This is a genomic window from Streptomyces sp. NPDC052910 (assembly GCF_055585605.1).
This window is the reverse complement of the sequence record NZ_JBVJJR010000004.1, coordinates 632,689-651,031: the sequence shown is the minus strand read 5'-3', so window position 1 is coordinate 651,031 and position 18,343 is coordinate 632,689. Positions and strand designations below refer to the sequence as shown.

Annotated in this window: 10 protein-coding genes; 4 read left to right on the top strand and 6 right to left on the bottom strand. The window is 75.5% G+C overall.

Going from position 1 to position 18,343, the window contains the following annotated elements; all coding sequences use genetic code 11:
• Positions 1 to 447 precede the first annotated feature (447 nt).
• Both ACZ6X9_RS19230 and ptsP read left to right on the top strand, forming a co-directional pair.
• Positions 448 to 897 (top strand): PTS sugar transporter subunit IIA, encoded by a 450-nt coding sequence (locus ACZ6X9_RS19230; protein WP_469779163.1) that lies wholly within the window; start codon positions 448 to 450, stop codon positions 895 to 897.
• A gap of 98 nt (positions 898 to 995) precedes the next feature.
• The gene (ptsP, locus tag ACZ6X9_RS19225; protein WP_469779201.1) at positions 996 to 2,666 is read left to right on the top strand and encodes a phosphoenolpyruvate--protein phosphotransferase; all 1,671 of its coding nucleotides are present in this window, start codon (positions 996 to 998) and stop codon (positions 2,664 to 2,666) included.
• Positions 2,667 to 2,762: 96 nt separating this feature from the next.
• Here ptsP and ACZ6X9_RS19220 read toward each other — a convergent pair whose 3' ends face one another.
• Together ACZ6X9_RS19220 and ACZ6X9_RS19215 are read right to left on the bottom strand one after the other, a co-directional pair.
• Positions 2,763 to 3,671: a hypothetical protein gene (locus ACZ6X9_RS19220; RefSeq protein WP_469779162.1), complete on the bottom strand. Its 909-nt coding sequence runs from the start codon at positions 3,669 to 3,671 to the stop codon at positions 2,763 to 2,765.
• 90 nt (positions 3,672 to 3,761) lie between these two features.
• Entirely contained in the window at positions 3,762 to 5,774 is a 2,013-nt protein-coding gene (locus ACZ6X9_RS19215) for an acetoacetate--CoA ligase (protein ID WP_469779161.1), read from the bottom strand.
• Between the two features lie 221 nt (positions 5,775 to 5,995).
• Between ACZ6X9_RS19215 and ACZ6X9_RS19210 the strand changes: the two genes are divergently transcribed.
• Positions 5,996 to 8,404 carry a glycoside hydrolase family 31 protein gene (locus ACZ6X9_RS19210; RefSeq protein ID WP_469779160.1) on the top strand — a complete coding sequence of 803 codons (2,409 nt, stop codon included), beginning with the start codon at positions 5,996 to 5,998 and terminating at the stop codon, positions 8,402 to 8,404.
• Positions 8,405 to 8,815: 411 nt separating this feature from the next.
• On the opposite strand, the gene ACZ6X9_RS19205 is transcribed toward ACZ6X9_RS19210, so the two are convergent.
• Genes ACZ6X9_RS19205 through ACZ6X9_RS19195 form a run of 3 tightly spaced genes read right to left on the bottom strand, consistent with a single transcriptional unit; the run spans position 8,816 to position 12,656 of the window.
• Positions 8,816 to 9,235, bottom strand: coding sequence for a DUF742 domain-containing protein (locus tag ACZ6X9_RS19205; protein WP_469779159.1), 420 nt, complete (start codon positions 9,233 to 9,235; stop codon positions 8,816 to 8,818).
• Complete coding sequence (locus tag ACZ6X9_RS19200; RefSeq protein WP_469779158.1) at positions 9,232 to 9,681, bottom strand: roadblock/LC7 domain-containing protein; 450 nt, start codon at positions 9,679 to 9,681, stop codon at positions 9,232 to 9,234. Before ACZ6X9_RS19200 ends, ACZ6X9_RS19205 begins: the two co-directional genes overlap by 4 nt.
• Complete coding sequence (locus tag ACZ6X9_RS19195) at positions 9,678 to 12,656, bottom strand: nitrate- and nitrite sensing domain-containing protein (RefSeq protein ID WP_469779157.1); 2,979 nt, start codon at positions 12,654 to 12,656, stop codon at positions 9,678 to 9,680. The genes ACZ6X9_RS19200 and ACZ6X9_RS19195 overlap by 4 nt, the downstream gene beginning before the upstream one ends.
• A gap of 429 nt (positions 12,657 to 13,085) precedes the next feature.
• Between ACZ6X9_RS19195 and ACZ6X9_RS19190 the strand changes: the two genes are divergently transcribed.
• Positions 13,086 to 13,460, top strand: coding sequence for a hypothetical protein (locus ACZ6X9_RS19190; RefSeq protein ID WP_469779156.1), 375 nt, complete (start codon positions 13,086 to 13,088; stop codon positions 13,458 to 13,460).
• Between the two features lie 219 nt (positions 13,461 to 13,679).
• Here ACZ6X9_RS19190 and ACZ6X9_RS19185 read toward each other — a convergent pair whose 3' ends face one another.
• A complete protein-coding gene (locus ACZ6X9_RS19185) occupies positions 13,680 to 18,320 on the bottom strand; it encodes a coiled-coil domain-containing protein (RefSeq protein WP_469779155.1) in 4,641 nt (1,546 codons plus the stop codon).
• Positions 18,321 to 18,343 lie beyond the last annotated feature (23 nt).

The window sequence follows — 18,343 nt, the reverse complement described above, 5'->3', positions numbered from 1 at the left end:
TGGCACGCTGTTGAGTTCTCAAGGAACGGACGCTTCCTTTGTACTCACCCGAGAGACTCTCTCAGGCTTTCCTCCGGGCGCTTCCCTTCGGTGTTCCACCACTCTATCAGGCGTTTTCCGTCTCTCTCGCCACCCGCCTTTTCCGTGTGCATCGAAAACTCAATGCACGCAGACAGACACAAGCGTTCCCGAGAGGGGATCACATCTGAATGGAGTGCCGCCCCCGTACCGTGCTCGTCAGCTTTGCTGCGGGCTCCGGTCGTGGGCAGGAATCCGACAGTACAGGCCCCCGGCCGGAGGAGGCAAATCGGTTACGGAGCGCACTGGACGGACGAGGGGCGCGCTCGTGCGGAACCGTCAGTTCCTATGACTTAGGCTCTGATCAGTGCACCGTCCGGGACAGGTAGTGACGGTGCGTGATGAATCTCCACCCCTGGGAGGCTTCCCATGACCACCGTGTCGTCCCCGATCGCCGGACGCGTCATCGGACTCGCGGCAGTGCCCGATCCGGTCTTCTCCGGCGCGATGGTGGGACCCGGTACCGCCGTCGACCCCGTGCGTGAGCCCTCCGAGGCCGTCTCGCCCGTCGACGGTGTCATCGTCTCGCTGCACCCCCACGCGTTCGTCGTCGTCGACTCCGAGGGGCACGGCGTTCTGACGCACCTCGGCATCGACACCGTTCAGCTCAACGGCGAGGGCTTCGAGCTGCTCGTCAACAAGGGCGACAACGTGACGCGCGGCCAGGCCGTCATCCGCTGGAACCCGGCCGCCGTCGAGGCGGCGGGCAAGTCGCCCGTCTCCCCCGTGATCGCACTGGAGGCCACCGCCGAGGTGCTCGGCGACCTGCGCGAGGACGGCGACGTCAAGGCCGGCGACCAGCTCTTCACCTGGCAGTAGCAGAGCCGCCGGGGCACCGGCGGAAACGGTTCAGCCGAACGCAACAGGAACGCGTTCCGCCACCGGCCGCGGCCGGTGGTCCCCTTCGAGAGGACATGATGGAAGCAACGCTGCGAGGCGTCGGCGTCAGCCACGGTGTGGCGATCGGCGAGGTCCGGCACATGGGCACGGCGGTGCTGGAGCCGCCGGCCAAGCAGATCCCGACGGACGAGGCGCCGCGCGAACAGGGGCGCGCGCGCCAGGCCGTGGAGGCTGTGGCCGCCGATCTGATCGCCCGGGGCAACCTCGCCGGCGGTGAGGCCCAGCACGTGCTCGAGGCCCAGGCCATGATGGCGCAGGACCCGGAGCTGATGGCCGACGTCGAGCGGCGCATCGCCGTCGGCAGCACCGCCGAGCGCGCGGTCTACGACGCCTTCGCCGCCTACCGTGCGCTGCTGGCCGGGGCCGGCGAGTACCTGGCCGGCCGGGTCGCCGACCTGGACGACGTGCGCAACCGGATCGTCGCCCGCCTGCTGGGCGTGCCGATGCCGGGCGTGCCGGACAGCGACGAGCCGTACGTGCTGATCGCCCGGGACCTGGCGCCCGCCGACACCGCGCTGCTCGACCCGGCGCTGGTGCTCGGTTTCGTGACCGAGGAGGGCGGGCCGACCAGCCACAGCGCCATCCTGGCCCGTGCGCTGGGGGTGCCCGCGGTCGTGGCGCTGCCGGGCGCCGGTGAGCTGGCCGAGGGCACGGTCGTGGCCGTGGACGGCAGCACCGGCGAGATCTTCGTCGACCCGAGCGAGGAGAAGCGCGCCGAGCTGACGAAGGCGGCCGAGGAGCGCAAGGCGGCGCTGGCCGCTTCCTCCGGTCCGGGCGCCACGTCCGACGGGCACAAGGTGCCGCTGCTCGCCAACGTCGGTGGTCCGGCGGACGTGCCGGCGGCGGTCGAGGCGGGTGCGGAGGGCGTCGGCCTGTTCCGCACCGAGTTCCTGTTCCTGGACGACAGCGCGAAGGCGCCGTCGGAGGAGAAGCAGGTCGAGGCGTACCGCAAGGTGCTGGAGGCGTTCCCGGAGGGCCGGGTCGTCGTGCGGGTGCTGGACGCGGGCGCGGACAAGCCGCTGGACTTCCTCACCCCGGCGGACGAGCCCAACCCGGCGCTGGGCGTGCGTGGTCTGCGGACGCTGCTCGACCACCCCGAGGTGCTGCGCACCCAGCTCACCGCGCTGGCCAAGGCGGCCGAGGGGCTGCCGGTCTACCTCGAGGTGATGGCCCCGATGGTGGCCGACCGCACGGACGCCAAGGCGTTCGCGGACGCCTGCCGCAAGGCCGGGCTGCGGGCGAAGTTCGGCGCGATGGTGGAGATCCCGTCCGCCGCGCTGCGGGCGCGCTCGATCCTGCAGGAGGTCGAGTTCCTGTCGCTGGGCACCAACGACCTGGCGCAGTACACCTTCGCCGCCGACCGTCAGGTCGGTGCCGTCTCCCGGCTCCAGGACCCGTGGCAGCCCGCGCTGCTCGACCTGATCGCCCTGTCCGCCGAGGCGGCCAAGGCCGAGGGCAAGAGCTGTGGCGTGTGCGGTGAGGCCGCGTCGGATCCGCTGCTCGCCTGTGTGCTGACCGGTCTCGGCGTGACGAGCCTGTCCATGGGCGCGGCCTCGATTCCCTACGTCCGCGCCACGCTGGCCAAGCACACGCTCGCCCAGTGCGAGCGTGCCGCCGCCGCGGCCCGTGCGACGGACACGGCCGAGGAGGCGCGGCTCGCCGCGCAGGCGGTGCTGTCCGGCGAGTGAGCGGCGCCCGCGGAAGCGGGTGACCGTGGAGTGAGCGGAGTGAGGGGTGTCTGCCGGGTGGCAGGCACCCCTCCCGTTCTTTTGTGTCGTCTTCCTCTATGTCGTCTCCTCCAGTTCGATGCCGGCCTCGTACCTCACGCCGTGCTCGGGCGGGACGGGTTCGCCGGTGGCGGGGTCGGTGCAGTAGGCGGAGAAGACCTCGGCCTCGTTGAGCGGCCGGGGCCAGCCGGCGCGGAGGGTCCAGCCGCGGACGGTGGGCGGCCGGCCGGGGGCGGTGGTGCGGGCGACGATGCCGCCGGGGCGGTCGGTGGCGATGCCTGCGGCCAGGACGGTGCAGAAGACGAGGGCCGAGGGCTCGTCGAGCCGGAGTCCGCCGTCCGGGCCGCATTCGGTCTGCAGGAGGGCGATCAGCGGGGCGTCGCCGTCGGCGGGGACGCTGCACACGAGGTGGTGGCCGCCGGGGCCGAGTGCCTCGACGATGCGGCGCAGGGCGAGCGAGGCGCGGGCGAAGGCAGCCCGGCCGGTGTCCTCGCCGCAGCGCCGGCAGTCGTCTTCGGTGAGCAGTTCGGTGGCGTACTCCCAGGTGGCCTGTTGTTCGGCCGCGTCGATGAGGTCGGGGAGGAGCCGGGTGACGGGTCGTCCGTCGTAGGCGACGGTGGTGCCGGCGGCGGCGACCTCGGCGGTGTAGCGGGTGCGGCTGGTGGCGCTGTCCGGGTCGAGGCGGAGATCCGCGCAGTAGGCGGCGTAGTCGGCCGGGTCGAACAGGGCGACGCTGGTGTAGGTGCCCTGGGCGGCCAGGGCGCGCAGCAGGCCGTCCACGTGCCGGAGGTAGCCCGGATGGTCGTGGAAGCCGAAGCTGGTGTAGCGCCGCATGGCGGCGAAGTCGCGCTCGTCGGCGAGGACGGCGACGGTGCTGGGGACCTCCTTGCGCAGGCGTCGGCGGGCGCTCCGCCGGGTGCGGACGTCGTCGGTGTGTGCCGCGTGGTGCGCTTTCTCGTGCGCCATGTTTGCCACTCCCCCTCAGTGCGGTAATCAATGCTCACTCAGAGTAATCGAGGGCACTGACAACGCACCGGGGGGTGAGCGGCGATGAGGTCAGCCGTGGCGGCGGCGCCGGCCGAGGTCCGCGTAGAACGGGAGCAGGTCGGGGTTGTCGACGGAGCCGGCGTTGACGGCGCGGGCGAGCGGGGTGCCCTGGAGGAGGCGTTTGACGGGGACCTCGATGCGCTTGCCGGTGAGGGTGTGGGGGATGGCCTCGACCGCTATGACCTCGTCGGGGACGTGTCGCGGGGAGAGCTGTTCGCGGATGGTGCGTTTGATGCGGTCGAGGAGGGCATCGTCCAGGGTGGCGCCGGGGGCGAGGTGCACGAAGAGGGGCATCCAGTAGCCGCCGTCGGGTTCCTCGACGCCGATGACCAGGGACTCCTTGATCTCGGGGAGCCGCTCGACGGCCTCGTAGATGTCGGCGGAGCCCATCCGGACGCCCTGCCGGTTGAGGGTGGAGTCGGAGCGGCCGTGGACGACGACGGTGCCTCGGGAGGTGAGGGTGATCCAGTCGCCGTGCCGCCAGACGCCGGGGAAGGTCTCGAAGTAGCTCTCGCGGTAGCGCCGGCCGTCGGGGTCGTTCCAGAAGCGGAGGGGCATGGACGGCAGGGGTGCGGTGACGACCAGTTCGCCGACCTCGTCGACGACGGGCTTGCCCTGTTCGTCCCACGCCTGAAGGTCGGTGGCGAGGCAGGGGGCCTGGAGTTCGCCGATGTACACGGGGAGGGTGGGGACGGCTCCGGCGAAGCAACTGCACACGTCGGTGCCGCCGCTGACGGAGGCGATCCACAGGTCCTCGGCGACCGCGTCGTGGATCCAGCGGAAGCCGTCGGGCGGCAGCGGGGAGCCGGTGGTGGCGACGCAGCGGACGCGGGAGAGGTCCAGGTCGCGGCCGGGGTGGAGACCGGCCTTGCGGCAGGCCATCACGTAGGCGGCGGAGGTGCCGAAGAGGGTGGCGCCGGTGCGTTCGGCGACCCGCCACTGGGCGGCGGTGTCGGGGTGGCCGGGGCTGCCGTCGTAAAGGACGACGGTGGCGCCGACGAGGAGGCCGGAGACGAGGAAGTTCCACATCATCCAGCCGGTGGAGGTGTACCAGAAGAAGCGGTCGCCGGGGCCGAGGTCGCAGTGGAGGGAGAGCTGTTTGAGGTGTTCGAGGAGGATGCCGCCCTGGGACTGGACGATGGCCTTGGGGAGGCCGGTGGTGCCGGAGGAGTAAAGGACCCACAGCGGGTGGTCGAAGGGCACCTGCTCGAAGGCCGGCTCCACGTCGCCCGAGGTCAGGTCGTCCCACTCCAGGGCGCCCTCGGGCGCCGGGGTGCCGAGCAGCGGGATGTGGACGACGGCGCGCAGGGTGGGCAGTCCGGCGCGGAGTTCGGCGACGGTGTCGGCGCGTTCGTGGCGTTTGCCGCCGTAGTGGTAGCCGTCGACGGTGAACAGGACGACGGGTTCGACCTGCTGGAAGCGGTCGAGGACGCTGCGGGCGCCGAAGTCGGGCGCGCAGGAGGTCCAGACGGCGCCGACGGCGGCGGTGGCGAGGAAGGCGACGACGGCCTCGGGGATGTTGGGCAGGTAGCCGCTGATCCGGTCGCCGGGGCGGACGCCGAGGCGGCGGAGTTCGGCGGCCAGGGAACCGACCTCGGCGCGGAGTTCGGCCCAGGTGACGGGGCGCGGTTCGAGGGTCTCGTCGGTGTGCAGCAGGGCCGGTTCGCCGGCGCGGGCCGGGTCCTCCGCGGTGCGCAGGGCGTGCTCGGCGTAGTTGAGGGTGGCGCCGGGGAACCAGACGGCGCCGGGCATGGACGCGTCGGCGAGCACCCGCTCGTACGGGTGCGAGAAGCGGACGTCACACCACTCGGCGACGGCCTGCCAGAAGGGCTCGGGTGCCGCGACGGACCAGCGGTGGAGCGCGGCGTAGCTCGCCTCGGGGTCGCCGGGGGTGGGCGCGGGGGCGCCGTGCCGTTCGGCGGCGCGGGCGTGGAAGCGGGTGACCTGGGCACGGGCGACGCGTTCTGCGTCCGGCCGCCAGAGGGGCGTCGGCTGGTCGGCGTGGTGCGGTGCGGTGGTCATCGTGGCTGCTCCCGGCTGTACGCGTCGTGGGCGTGGCCGCCGTGCGGTGGGCGTCCCCTGGGTGTGGGCCGGCGCGCGCGGCTGACGAGGACGATGCCATGTGATCGTCTTCCGCACCAGGGGTGTCGTGCGGCGGCGGCCGGGAGGCCGGTGGTCACCGCTGGGTGAACGGGTGGCGAACCCGCTCCGTCGGGTGGGGGGTCGGTGGCAGGGTGAGGGCCATGGATGCGCATGACCTGGGACGGTCGGTCAAGTGGGTGACGTCGTTCAGGACGGTGGGGGCGGCGCGGGTGGTGCGGTCGGTGCGGGCCGCGTGGTGGCGGCGGCGGGTGGACGCCGAGGGGGCGTACGGGCCGGTGGCCGAGCGGGCGCGGGTGCCGGGGCCGGCGTGCGGGGCCGTCCCGGAGCCGGGTGGCGGGGTGGTGCGGTTCGCCCGGTCGTCGCTGCGGGTGCGGGTGGCGGCCGGGGGCGCGGTGTTCTGCGGGTGGGACGGTGCGGAGCCCGGGCCGTCGTACGCCCTGGCGGGTCCGGTGCCCGAGGCGGACGAGCGGGCGGTGCTGGAGCCGGACACGGACGGTGGCTGGCGGGTGGTGTCGGAGCGGGTGCTGGTGGTGGTGTCGCGGCACGGGGCGGTGGAGGTGCGGACGCCGGGCGGGGTGCTGCTGCGGCGCGACCAGCCGCCGCGCTGGTGGGATCCGGTGGACCCGGCGGGAGCGGAGCGGGCGGCGGGATCGGAGGGGACAACCGAATCGGAGGGGGCGGCGGGGAGCCCGCGGTGGACGCAGCGGTCGGAGGTGCCGGCGGACGCCCGTTTCTTCGGGCTGGGCGGCCGGTCGTCGGGGCCGCGGCTGCGGGAGGGCGCGTACCGACTGTGGAACACCGACCCGGGGGGCTCGTTCGAGCCGGGGGACGATCCGCTGTACGTCACCATGCCGGTGCAGTTGGTGGTGGCGGACGCGGGCACGCACCTGGTGTTCCATGACAACTCCTGGGACGGGCGGGTGCTGGTGTGGGAGGGCGAGGAGGGGGCCGGTTCGGGGCACGACCGGCCGGGCCGCTGCGAGGTGCGGATGTCCGGGGGGCCGCTGCGCTACTGGGTGATCGCGGGCGCTCCCGCCCGGGTGCTGCGCGGCTGGGCGGGGCTGACCGGCGCCGCGGCGGTGCCGCCCGCCTGGGCGTTGGGGTACCACCACGCGCGGTGGGGGTTCGGCAGCGAGGCGGAGGTGCGGCGGGTGGTGGCCGGGTACCGGGAGCGCGGCCTGCCGCTGTCCGCCGTGCACCTGGACATCGACCACTACCGGGGGCACCGGGTGTTCACCGTGGACCGGGAGCGGTTCCCCGATCTGCCCGGGCTGGCCACCGAGCTCCTCAAGGAGGGCATCCGGCTGGTGTCCATCGTGGACCCGGGGGTGAAGGCCGAGCCGGGCTGGGAGGTGTATGACGCGGGGGCGGCGGCCGGCGCGTACGTCCGGGACGGGCGGGGGCGGCCGGTGCGCGGCGAGGTGTGGGCCGGTACGTCGGTGTTCCCGGATTTCACCGATCCCGAGGCGCGCCGGTGGTGGGGCGGGCTGTACGCGGAGCGGCTGGCGGAGGGGTTCTCCGGGTTCTGGCACGACATGAACGAGCCGGCGGCGTTCGCGGCGTTCGGCGAGCACACACTGCCGCGGTCGGCGCGGCACGCGCTGGAGGGCCGGGGCGGCGACCACCGCGAGGCGCACAACGTGTACGCCCTGGGCATGGCCCGGGCGGGATACGAGGCGCTGCGCGCGCTGCGGCCGGACGAGCGGCCCTTCCTGTTCTCGCGGTCGGGCTGGGCGGGGATGCAGCGGTACGGGGGGACGTGGTCGGGTGATGTGACGACGGGGTGGCCGGGGTTGCGGGCGTCGTTGTCGCTGGTGCTGGGGCTGGGGCTGTGCGGGGTGCCGTACTCGGGGCCCGATGTGGGCGGGTTCACGGGGTCGCCGTCGCCGGAGCTGTACCTGCGGTGGTTCCAACTGGGCGCCTATCTTCCGCTGTTCCGCACCCACGCGGCGATCTCGGCTGGGCGCCGGGAGCCGTGGGAGTTCGGTCCCGAGGTGCTGGAGCACGCGGGGGCGGCGCTGCGGGAGCGGGTGCGGTTGCTGCCGTACTTCGTGACGCTGGCCCATCTGGCGCGGCTGACGGGCGCGCCGTACGTCCGTCCGGTGTGGTGGCGTGCGCCGGAGGACCGGGCGCTGCGCGACTGCGAGGACGCGTTCCTGCTGGGGGACGCGCTCCTGGTGGCCCCGGTGCTGGAGCCGGGGTCCGATCGGCGGGCGGTGCGGCTGCCGCGCGGGCGGTGGTACGACACGGCGACGGGCCGGGCGCACGAGGGGCCTGGCCAGGTGCTCCTCGACGCGCCCCTGCACCGGATCCCGGTGCTGGCGCGGGCGGGGGCGGTGGTTCCGGTGGCGGGTGCGGACGGCGGGGTGGAACTGGAGGTGTGGGCTCCGGCGGTGGGGCGGACAGGGGGTGGGGTGCTGGTCGTCGACGCCGACGAGGAGGGTGCCGAGGTGGTGCGGTTCACGACCCGGTGGCGGGACGGGGTGGTGGCGGTGGAGCGGGAGGGGGCGGCGGAGGTGGGGTTTCCGGTGCGGGTACGAGGGGTTTGAGCGAGGCGGGCTCCCGTCCGCGCGGAAGGTGCCGGCAACACATGCCGCGCGAGATCGCCCGGTCCTCCGCGCAACCGTCACGGGCGACCGCGCCACCTCGTGACCGGATGCCCGGAGCTTCCGCGAGTGCCCGGCCGCCCACCGGTCGAGCCCTGGCCGCCGGTCGAGCCCTGCCCACCGGTCGGGCCCCGGCCGCCGACCGGCGGCGCGCCGGCCAGGGCCGGGCGTGCCCCTGCCCGGCCCGCCGCGGGTACCCCGCCGTCTGCGGGCCGAGTACCCGGACTTGGCCGGACCCGGCCGGCGTTCCGGCGCGTCCGGGGGCTGTCGCCCCGAGCCGGCCGGCGGCGGGAGTCCGGCCCCGGGCCTCCCCCGCACCGCGACCGCGCGCCTCGCACGCCCCGCGCGCCCGCCTCACAGCGTCCGCAGGCCGTTGATGACCAGGCGGAGGATGCTCTCGTCGGGTGGTTCCGCCGGGGGGATCGGCCGGTCGACGCGGACGATGCCGGCTTCGAAGAGGTCGCCGACGAGGACGCGGACGACGACGGAGGGGAGGCCGAGGCGGTCGGTGAGTTCGGCGACGGAGCGGGGGTCCTCGGCCGTCAGTTCCGCGATGCGGAGGTGTTCGGGGCCGAGCCGGTCGTCGGTGCCGTCGGGCGGCCGCACGGTGACGACGAACGCCGTGCGGTCGAGCCGGTGCTCCCCGGCGCCCCGGGTGCGGCCACGGGTCATGGCGTACGGGCGGACCACCGGGCCCGCCGCGTCGTCGTACCAGTGCTGTGGCTCTCCGGCCGTGTCAGGGGTCCCGCCGTCTCCGGCCCTCGGTCCGGTCATCCGCCGGCGGCCTCGCCGGTGCGCGGGGCGCTGGCCAGGTGGGCGCCGACGCGCTTGACGAGCAGGGTCATCTCGTAGGCGACCAGGCCGATGTCGGAGTCCGCTTCGGCGAGGACGGCGAGGGCGCTGCCCTGCCCGGCGGCGGTGACGAAGAGGAACGCGTCGTCGAGTTCGACGACGGTCTGGCGCACCTGTCCCGCGTCGAAGCGGCGGCCCACGCCCTTGGCGAGGCTGTGGAAGCCGGAGGCGACGGCGGCGAGGTGTTCGCCGTCCTCGCGGCCGAGGCCGGCGGAGGAGCCGACGGCGAGGCCGTCACCGGAGAGGACGAGGGCCTTGCGGATGGTGCCGACGCGCTCGACGAGGTCGTCGAGGAGCCAGTTGAGCTTGCCGTTTCCCGCGGGCTGTGCCGCGGCGGTGTCTGCCGACGCGTTGCGTATGGCGGTCATCGACCGTCCCTTTCGTTGATGGTTCCTGTGCTGTCGTGCTCGGTGGGGGGCGGGGCGCCGGCCCGGCCGCGTTGCCAACCCCGTTGCAGGGAGGTCATCCGGGCGCGGACCTCGTCCGGATCGCGGTCGGGGTCGCGGTCGGGGTCGTGCGCGGTCTCGTGGTCGTCCGGCTCGGTGGCGGCCCGGAGGGACTCCCTGGCCAGGGGCGCGAGACCGGCCTGCCGGACGCGGCGGGGCAGGCCGGTGGGCGGGGTGGGCTCGTCCAGGAGGTCGGGAAGGTCCGAGAGGTACGGGCGGTCGGGGGCGTACGGGTGGTCCGGGTCGTCCGAGCCGTCCCGCCGGTACGCGCCGTCCCGCCGGTGCGGGCGGTCCCGGTGGTCGGGGCGGTCCCCGTGGTCCGGGCGGGCGGGGCGGTCCTGTGGGTCGCCGACCGGGCGGCCGTGGTCGGAGACGAGGACGGGCGGCCGGGGGCGGCGGGGCAGGCCGTCGTCCGTCTCGGGGCCGTTCTTCGCGGGACCGGCCGCCCCGGGACCGTCCGTTCCGGAACCGGCCGTTCTGGGACCGGCCGCCCCGGGACCGGCTGTCGCGGGGCCCGCCGTCGTCGAGCCGGCAGGGCCCGCCGTCCCGAGCCCGGCCGGGGCGCCGTGCGTGCCGGAGCCCGGACGCCGGCCCGGGCCGCGGTCGGTGCCGCGCGGGCCCGGCGCGGGGGCCGTGGTGTGACGGGCGGCGGGCTCGTCGGCGGGACGAGCGGGGCCCCGGCCGGCGCCGCGCGGGCCGGGCGCGGGGGCCGCGGACGGGTGATGGCGGGCGGCGGGGTCGTCCGCGGGACGGGCGTGGGCCCGGGCGTCCGGCGGGATCCGGGACTTCCAGGGCTCCTGGCGCGCGCCGCGCGCGTCGGCCGGGAGGCGAGGGCCGCGTGGGCCGATCGGGTCGTCCGCGCCCAGTGGGTCCTCCGAGCCACGTTTTTCAAGGGGGGAGAGCGGCGGTTCCAGCTCGACCGGTCCGACCGGACGGGCGGCCTGCCGGACCGGTTTGCCGGGGGCGGCGCCCTTCGGGGGCGTCTCGTCGATGAGCGCGGCGGGGATGAGGACGACGGCCGTGGTGCCGCCGTAGGGCGAGGGCTGGAGCGAGACGCGGACGCCTTGGCGGCGGGCGAGCCGGCTGACGACGAACAGGCCGAGCCGGTCGGTGTCGGAGAGGTCGAACTCGGGCGCCTCCGCGAGGCCGAGGTTGGCCTCCAGGAGGGCGTCGGCGCTCATGCCGAGGCCGCGGTCGTGGATTTCGAGGGTGAAGCCGTTGGGCACCCGCTCGCCGACGACCTGGACGGCGGTGTGCGGTGGGGAGTAGACGGTGGCGTTCTCCAGGAGTTCCGCCAGCAGGTGGGTCAGGTCGCCGACGGCGGGCCCCTGGACGGCCAGTGGTGGCAGCCGGCGCAGCTCGATCCGTTCGTAGGCCTCCACCTCGGAGACGGCGGCGCGGACGACGTCCATCAACTGGACGGGCTTGCGCCACTGGCGGGAGGGGGTGGCGCCGGAGAGGATCACCAGGCCCTCGGCGTGCCGGCGCATGCGCGTGGTGAGGTGGTCGAGGCGGAAGAGGTCGGCGAGTTCGTCGGCGTCCTCCGTGCGGCGCTCCATGGTGTCGAGCAGCGCGAGCTGACGGTGCAGCAGGACCTGGGAGCGGCGCGCGATGTTGACGAAGACGTCGGAGACGCCCCGGCGCATTTCGGCCTGTTTCACGGCGGCTTCGACGGCGGCCCGCTGGAGGGAGTTGAGGGCCCGGCCGACCTGGCCGAGTTCGTCGGTCGGGTACTCCAGGCGCGGTGCCTCGGTCTCGACGTCGACCTGTTCGCCTGCGGCGAGGCGGCGCAGGACGGCGGGCAGGCGGACGCCGGAGACCTCGTGGGCCTCGCGGCGCAGGTGCCGCAGGTCCCTGACGAGGCCGCGGCCGACGCGCCAGGAGACGACGACGGAGCAGACGAGGGCGGCGAGGCCGAGCACGCCGGCGACGGCGGCCTTGGTGAGGACCCAGGTGGCGACGGGTTCCAGCCGGTCCTCGTGGCGTTCCTGCGCGTCGCGGCCGAGGCGGGCGAGGTCGTCGAGGACGGTACCGGCCGTGGCTTCCCAGCGCTTTCCGTCGACGGTGCGAAGGGCCTTGGCGGGCCCGGCGGAGACGGCCGCCTCCTCGGTGCTCTTCAGGGTGCGGGCGCTGGTGCCCCGCCAGTAGTCGTCGAAGGTCTTCTGGTCCCGGGCGGGCAGGACGGGGAGGTTGGTCGCGTAGAGGATCCTGCGTTCGGCCATGCGGTCGGCGAGCAGGCGCAGTTCGCGGGCGGTGACGGTGCGGGCGGTGAGCGCCGCGGCGAGGAGGGCGTCCTCGCGGGAGAGGGACTCGCGGGCGTGGGTGAGGCCCACGAGGGCGCGGCGCTGCTGTTCGAGGCCGGCGTCCTGGACGGAGCCGAGGAGGCTGAGGAAGTCCAGGTGGGGGTCGACGACCTCGTTGTAGGCGTGGAAGGCGCCGTCGCGGGTGACGGTGCCGCCGGCGACCTTGGCGCGCAGGGCGCCGAGGCCGGCGAGGCGGCGTTCCATGGCGCGGAACCAGTCCGCGGCGGTGGAGCTCATGTCGTCGCGCACGTCGCCGGAGGCGCCGGAGCGGAGGCGGGCGGCGGCCTTGTCGGTGGCGCGCTGGCGGGCGCGGAGCCCGGCGAGGGCGGCGGCCCGGGCGCGGACGGCGCCGGCGTCGTGGGAGCGGGGGGTGGCGAGGACGACGAGGGCCTGGCGGCGTTCCTTCTGGAGGGCGTCGACCACGTCCTCGGCCGGGTGGCCGATGCCGCGGGTGACCTCGGCGGCGGAGAGCAGGCGGTCCGCCTCCATCCCGGTGATCACGGTGGCGAACACCCACAGGACGGTCAGGGACACCAGTGGCACCAGCAACAGTGCCACGATCTTCCGGCGGATCGATTTCCCGCGAAAGCGCATGGCCTCCCCCACTGCACCCCGCGGCGCGACGGGGGTGGTGCTCCGACAGTGATGCGGCGTGAGCCTACTACTGCGGGGATTACGCCTCGAAGGGCTGTACGACCGGCTGGGGAAGGGGGGTTGGCCGTGTCGTCCTGACATCTCCCGTGATCGGGGGACTTCTTCCGGGGGTGGGCGGTCCGCTCCGCGCCCGGGGGCGGTGCGGGACCAACCGGGCGATCAAGCCGGACCGGCCGGAAGTCGCCCTCGTCCGGGGCGGTCCCCGGCCGGCCGACCCGCCCGCGCGCGGGCCCGCGCCACCGCGCTGAAGAGGGCTTTCGCGCGCCCCGGCGCCCGCGCCCCGGCACGCGGTCTCCGGCTCGGGTTATTTTTGACGTTCCTGCGGGATAAGCCCCGAGCGGGGGCAGCCACTGGGGGAGGTGAGCCGCCATGAGCAGGGTTCGCGACGGAGGGCCGGGCAGACGGCCGGACGGACGCTCACGGGCGCGCGCGCCGCTGTGGACCGAGGAACCGGTCCACCGGCCGCGGATGCCCGATCCGGTCCGCGCGGCGGCGGTGCGCGCCGTGCTCCTCGTCGCGCTGACGACGACGATCGCCATGGCGGCGGTGCTGCTGACCCTCGCCGGGTCGTGGCTGGCCTTCCCGGTGCTGGTCGCCGCGGTGGTGGGCACCGTGGCGACGACGTGGGGCGTCCTCGACGTGTGGGTGACGCGTCAGGTGTGGCGCCAGCGGCACGGAGTGATCTCCGTGCCGAGCAGTACGGCACGGGAGGTACGGCGGGTGCGGCGGCCCCGGTATCCGTGACGGGGGTGGCCGGACGGGCTGGATCGTACCTGAGCGGGCACTTCCGGCCCGTCTGGGGGTGCCCCCTCTGGGGGAGTTTGAGGACGAGCGGCGGAGCCGCGATCACCCCGTCCGGCGTTTCAGGACGAGCGGCGAAGCCGCGATCACGGGGTCCGGGGCGGAGCCCCGGGAAACGGCGAAGGGGCGGGGCCGGGGCACCGCCCGCCGCAGGCGCCCCCGTCAGCGCCCGGCCGGCGCAGGCTCCCGCTCCCGCGCAGCCTCCTCCTCCGGCCGCCGGAACATCCGCGTCGCGGTGATCTCGCCGTGCACCGGCTCCGACTCCGGGTCGGGCTGCGGGAGCCCGGGCCGCAGGTGCTCCTCGACGCTGATGTACTTCAGCCCCGCCCGCAGGTCCGCGTCGTTGCGCAACCGGATGACCAGCGGGAACTCGGCGAGCGCCGTGGTGTCGAACAGGCCGGTGGTGTACAGCAACTGCACGCCGAGGGCGTCGGCCACGGCCCGCTGGAGCTCCAGCAGGTAGGTGGCGTTGGCGCGCCCGATCGGGTTGTCGAGGAACAGCGTGCCCGCGTGCTTCTGCCGGTCCCGGCCGCGGTCGTTGCTGCGCAGCGCGGCCATCGTGCAGTAGAGGGCGATGGCGGCGGTGAGCAACTGGCCGCCGGAGAAGACGTCGCCCATCTGCCCGACGGGCACCCGCTCGGCGCGCAGCACCGCGTCCGGCTTGAGGATCTCGACGGCGACGCCGCGCGGCCGGAGAGCCGCCCCGACGCCGCGCAGCAGCAGCGACATGCCGTCGCGGCGCAGGTCGGAGTTCTTCTTGACGGCGGACCGGGTGGCCTCGTCGATGACCTCGCCGAGGCGTTCGGTGAGGGTGCTCTGGTCCGGCTCCTCGAAGCGGATGCGCAGGAACTCCTGGCCCGACCACTCCCCCAGGCCCTCGGGCAGCCGGGAGAGCCGCTGGGCGGAGCGCAGCGTGGTGAGCGAGGACTCGACGAGGCCGCGCAGCCGGTCGACGATGCCGTCGCGGTTGCGCTCCAACTGGTCGAGCTCGTCGGTGAGGACGCGCAGCCGGGGCGCGAAGGCGTCGGCCCAGGCGGCGGCGTGCTCGGGCAGCGCGGAGGCGGGAAGTTCGCGGATCTGCTGGCGGGCGGGGGTGCGGACCTGCTCGTAGCGGGTGGAGTTGGCGTGCCGGACGAGGATGTCGCTGGCCTCGCGGACGGCCGCCTCGGCCGCCGAGAGGTCGCCGGCGCAGCCGCGCAGCGAACGCCGGGCCTCGGCCGCGGCCTGCCGGGCCTCCTCCAGGGTGCCGGTGTACGGCTCGGGGGCCGCCTCCTCCTCGTCGGGGGCGTTGTCGCGGAGCAGGTCGCGCAGGAGGGCGGCGGTGTCGTCGAAGCCGCCGGCGGCGTCCTCGGCGGCGCGGTGCGAGCGGAGCAGGCTCGCGTGGGCGGTCCTGGCCTCCTCCAGCGCGTCGGTGCGCGCGGCGAGTTCGGCGGTGGCGGTGCGCAGCAGCTCCTTGGCCTGGTCGGCGTCGGCGGGCACCTGCTCGTCGGGGAGTTCGGTGTGGGACTCGCCGTCGGCGGGGGCGAGGCGTTCGGCCTCGCCGCGGAGCCGGCCGAGCTGCTCGCTGGCGGCGGAGGCGCGGCCTTCCAGCAGTTGCACGAGGGCCTCGGCGCGGGCGGCGGCGGCCTGGCGGGACGGGCCGTCGGCGCCGTCGGTGCCCTCCAGCAACTGGGCGGCGCGGACGCGGACCTTGTTGGTGAGGCGGTCGAGTTCGGCGCGGGCGGCGCTCTCGTCGCTCTCGGCGCGGGCCTGTTCGGCGCGCAGGTCGGCGCCGACGCCGACCTTCTCGTACACCTGGGAGGCGGCGCGGTAGGCCTCGCGGAGGGCGGGCAGCGAGTCGGTGGACGCCTCGGCGTCGTCGGGGACGTCGTCCGGGGCGCCGGCGATCTCGGCGCGCTCGGCGCGCAGGGCGCGGGCGGTGCGGTGGGCGTCGTCGGCGGCGCGCTGGGCGGTGCGACGGTCCTCGTCGGCGGCGCGGGCGCGGTCGACGCAGGCGGCGGCGCGCTCCTCGTACTCGGCGGCCTCCTCGGCGAGTTCGCGGAGCCGGGTCTGCCAGTGGGCGCGTTCGCGGAGGCGGTGGGCGAGGCCGGCCAGGGCGTCGGCGACCCGGCGGGCGCGCTGGGCGGCCTCCTGGCGCTCGTCGCGCACACGGGCGGTCTCGGCGGCGGTCTCGTCGGCCTCGGCGCGGGCGGTCCGGGCGGCGGTCAGCTCCTCCTGGGCCGCCTCGGCGGCGGTACGGCAGCGTTCGGCCTCGGCGGCGAGCTCGGCGAGCCGGCCCTCGGGGCAGCCGGACCGCCAGGAGGTGAGCCGGGCGGCGAGGGCGCGGTCGCCGGCGAGCCGGGCGGCGACGGCGCGGATCTCCTCGTCGCGGGCGGCGGCACGCTCGCGCAGGGCGTGCCGCTCCTCGTCGGCGGCCCGCTCGTCGTGCATGGCCGGGTTCGGCGGCACGAGAAAGACGCCACTGTCGCCGTCGGTCTCGGGCACGGGGGCGAGGAGGGCGGCGGCGGTGCCGACGGCGACGGCGGAGCGCGGCAGCAGAGAGGCGTCGGCCAGTGCCTCGCGGGCGCGGCCGTGGGCGTCCGGGTCGGTGATGACGACGCCGTCGACGAGCTCGGGCCGGGCGGCCAGGACGCGGGCGTGGTCGGCGGGGTCGACGGCCTGGGCGAGGTAGCGCCAGCCGGGCAGGGCGGGGATGCCGTGTTCGCCGAGGTACTCGACGGTGGCGAGGACGTCGGGGCCGGCCGGCAGCAGGCCGCCGTCGCCGAGGGCGCCGAGGATGCGGGAATCGTCGGCGGCGGCGGTGCGCAGGTCGAACAACTGCCGCTCGGCCGAGGCGACGGTGTCGTCCAGGAGCTCGCGGAGGGCGTCCGCGTTGCGGTCCAGTTCCTCGGCGGTGAGCGGGCCCGCGCCCTCCCGGGCGGCGGTGCCGCGCTGGGCGGGCACCTGGCCGGCGGCGGGCTGAGGCAGGCCGAGGAGTTCGGCGAGCCGCGGCTCGGCGCCGAGGGACTCGGCGAGCCGGCGCTCGGCGTCGTACGCGCCCGCGGCGGCGGTGGCCGCGTCGGCGGAGCGGGCGGCGGCCAGTTCGGCGCGGGACTCGGCGGCGGCCGTCTCCTTCGCCTGGTCGGCGGCGGTCCGGGCGGCCTCCTTGGCGGCCTCGTAGGCGGCGGCCGCGGTCTTCTCGGCGTCGCTGGCGGCCAGGGCGGCGCGGGCCGGGTCGGCGTCGGGGGCGCTGTCGTCGAGCCAGCCGGCGCGGACGGCGTCGGCGGTCTCCTGCTCGACCTCGGCGAGCCGCTGCCGCAGGTGGCCGGCCTCGCTGCGGGCGCGCTGGGCCTCGGTGGCGGCGGCGGTGGCGTCGCGGTGGGCGGCCTCGCCGGTCTCCTGGAGGACCGCGGAGCGCTGTTCCTGCTCGTCGGCGAGGCGTTCGCCCTGCTCGGCCGCGGCGTTGAGGGCGCGGACGAGGGCACTGGCGGCCCGGGTGCGGGCGGCGAGGGCGGGCGCGGCGTCGCGTTCGGCCTCCTGGATGGCGGCGGCGACGCGCGCGGAGCGGTCGGCGGCGGCCCGGTGCCGCAGCACGATCTCGGCGGCCTGCCAGGCGGAGTGCAGGGTCCGGGCGTCGTTGAGCTCGCGGCGCCGGACGGCGGCGGCCTTCTCGGCGGCGGCGAGCGCCAGCGAGGCGTGGCGGTAGGCGAGTTCGGCGGCGATCCGGGAGCCGTGCTCGCGCGTGGTCTCGGCGTCGGTGACGCGGTGCGCGGCGGCGGCCACCTGGTCGGCGAGCTCGGCGGCGCGGCCCCGCTCCTCGGCGGCGCGCGCGGAGAGCCGGCGGGCGAGGACCCGGGTGCGGCGCTCGGCACCGGCGTGCACTCCCCGCGCCTGCTCACGGCGGGCGCCGGCGTCGACGATGCGGGAGAGCAGGTCGAGGGAGCCGGCGGTGAAGTCGCGTTCCGCGGTGAGCTCGGCGCGGCGGCCGAGCTTGTGGGCGAAGCCGTGGACGAGGTCGGCGAGGCCGTCGGTGTCACGGGTGTCGGTGACGGCGCGCAGCAGCAGATCGGTGAAGTCCGAGTCGTTCTTGACCGCGAAGAGACCGGCGGCCTCGCCCTCGTCGGCGTTCATCTCCCGCTGGTAGCGGAAGAGTTCGGGGTCGAGACCGAGCTCGCCGAGGTGCTCGTTCCAGCGCTCGTGGACCTCCTCCCAGACCACGTCCAGGTTGGGGTACGCCTTGCCGGCCTCGGTGAGGGCGTCGCGGAACCCCTTCATCGTGCGGCGGCGGCCCCGGGCGGTGGAGGCGCCCTCGGCGCGCGGGCGCATGGCGGTCGACTCCGCGACCGGCAGCGCGTCCAGGCTCATCCCCGGGCCCGGGCGGAACGAGTACCACGCCTCGGCGAACTTCCGCGGGTCGTTGGAGACCTGCCGCCCGCGCCACTCGCTGACCTTGCCGACGACGACCGTCTCACCGGTGAGGACGTGCTGCCACTCCAGGGCGACGTGACCGCAGTCGTCGGCGAGCAGGAACTTGCGCAGCACACCGGAGCTGGCGCCGCCGAGGGTGTTGCGGTGGCCCGGCAGCATCACCGAGAAGATCAGCTTGAGCAGGACGGACTTGCCGCCGCCGTTCTCCAGGAAGAGCACGCCCGCGGGCGCGGGGCGGCGCGGCGGGCCGACGGGCTCGTCCTCGAAGAAATCCGCCTGCGCGGGCGCGGGCGACGGTACGGGCGCGCCCACCCCCCGCAGGTCCAGCACGGTGTCGGCGTAGCGCGCACCGGCGGGCCCGATGGAGTAGAGGCGGACCCGGGACAGCTCGTACATGGCGGACTCTCGTTTGTCGCAGA

Coding starts and splice junctions, on each gene's coding strand:
- ACZ6X9_RS19230 (WP_469779163.1), top strand. CDS start 448: ATGACCACCGTGTCGTCCCCGATCGCCGGACGCGTCATCGGACTCGCG.
- ptsP (WP_469779201.1), top strand. CDS start 996: ATGGAAGCAACGCTGCGAGGCGTCGGCGTCAGCCACGGTGTGGCGATC.
- ACZ6X9_RS19220 (WP_469779162.1), bottom strand. CDS start 3,671: ATGGCGCACGAGAAAGCGCACCACGCGGCACACACCGACGACGTCCGC.
- ACZ6X9_RS19215 (WP_469779161.1), bottom strand. CDS start 5,774: ATGACCACCGCACCGCACCACGCCGACCAGCCGACGCCCCTCTGGCGG.
- ACZ6X9_RS19210 (WP_469779160.1), top strand. CDS start 5,996: ATGGATGCGCATGACCTGGGACGGTCGGTCAAGTGGGTGACGTCGTTC.
- ACZ6X9_RS19205 (WP_469779159.1), bottom strand. CDS start 9,235: ATGACCGGACCGAGGGCCGGAGACGGCGGGACCCCTGACACGGCCGGA.
- ACZ6X9_RS19200 (WP_469779158.1), bottom strand. CDS start 9,681: ATGACCGCCATACGCAACGCGTCGGCAGACACCGCCGCGGCACAGCCC.
- ACZ6X9_RS19195 (WP_469779157.1), bottom strand. CDS start 12,656: ATGCGCTTTCGCGGGAAATCGATCCGCCGGAAGATCGTGGCACTGTTG.
- ACZ6X9_RS19190 (WP_469779156.1), top strand. CDS start 13,086: ATGAGCAGGGTTCGCGACGGAGGGCCGGGCAGACGGCCGGACGGACGC.
- ACZ6X9_RS19185 (WP_469779155.1), bottom strand. CDS start 18,320: ATGTACGAGCTGTCCCGGGTCCGCCTCTACTCCATCGGGCCCGCCGGT.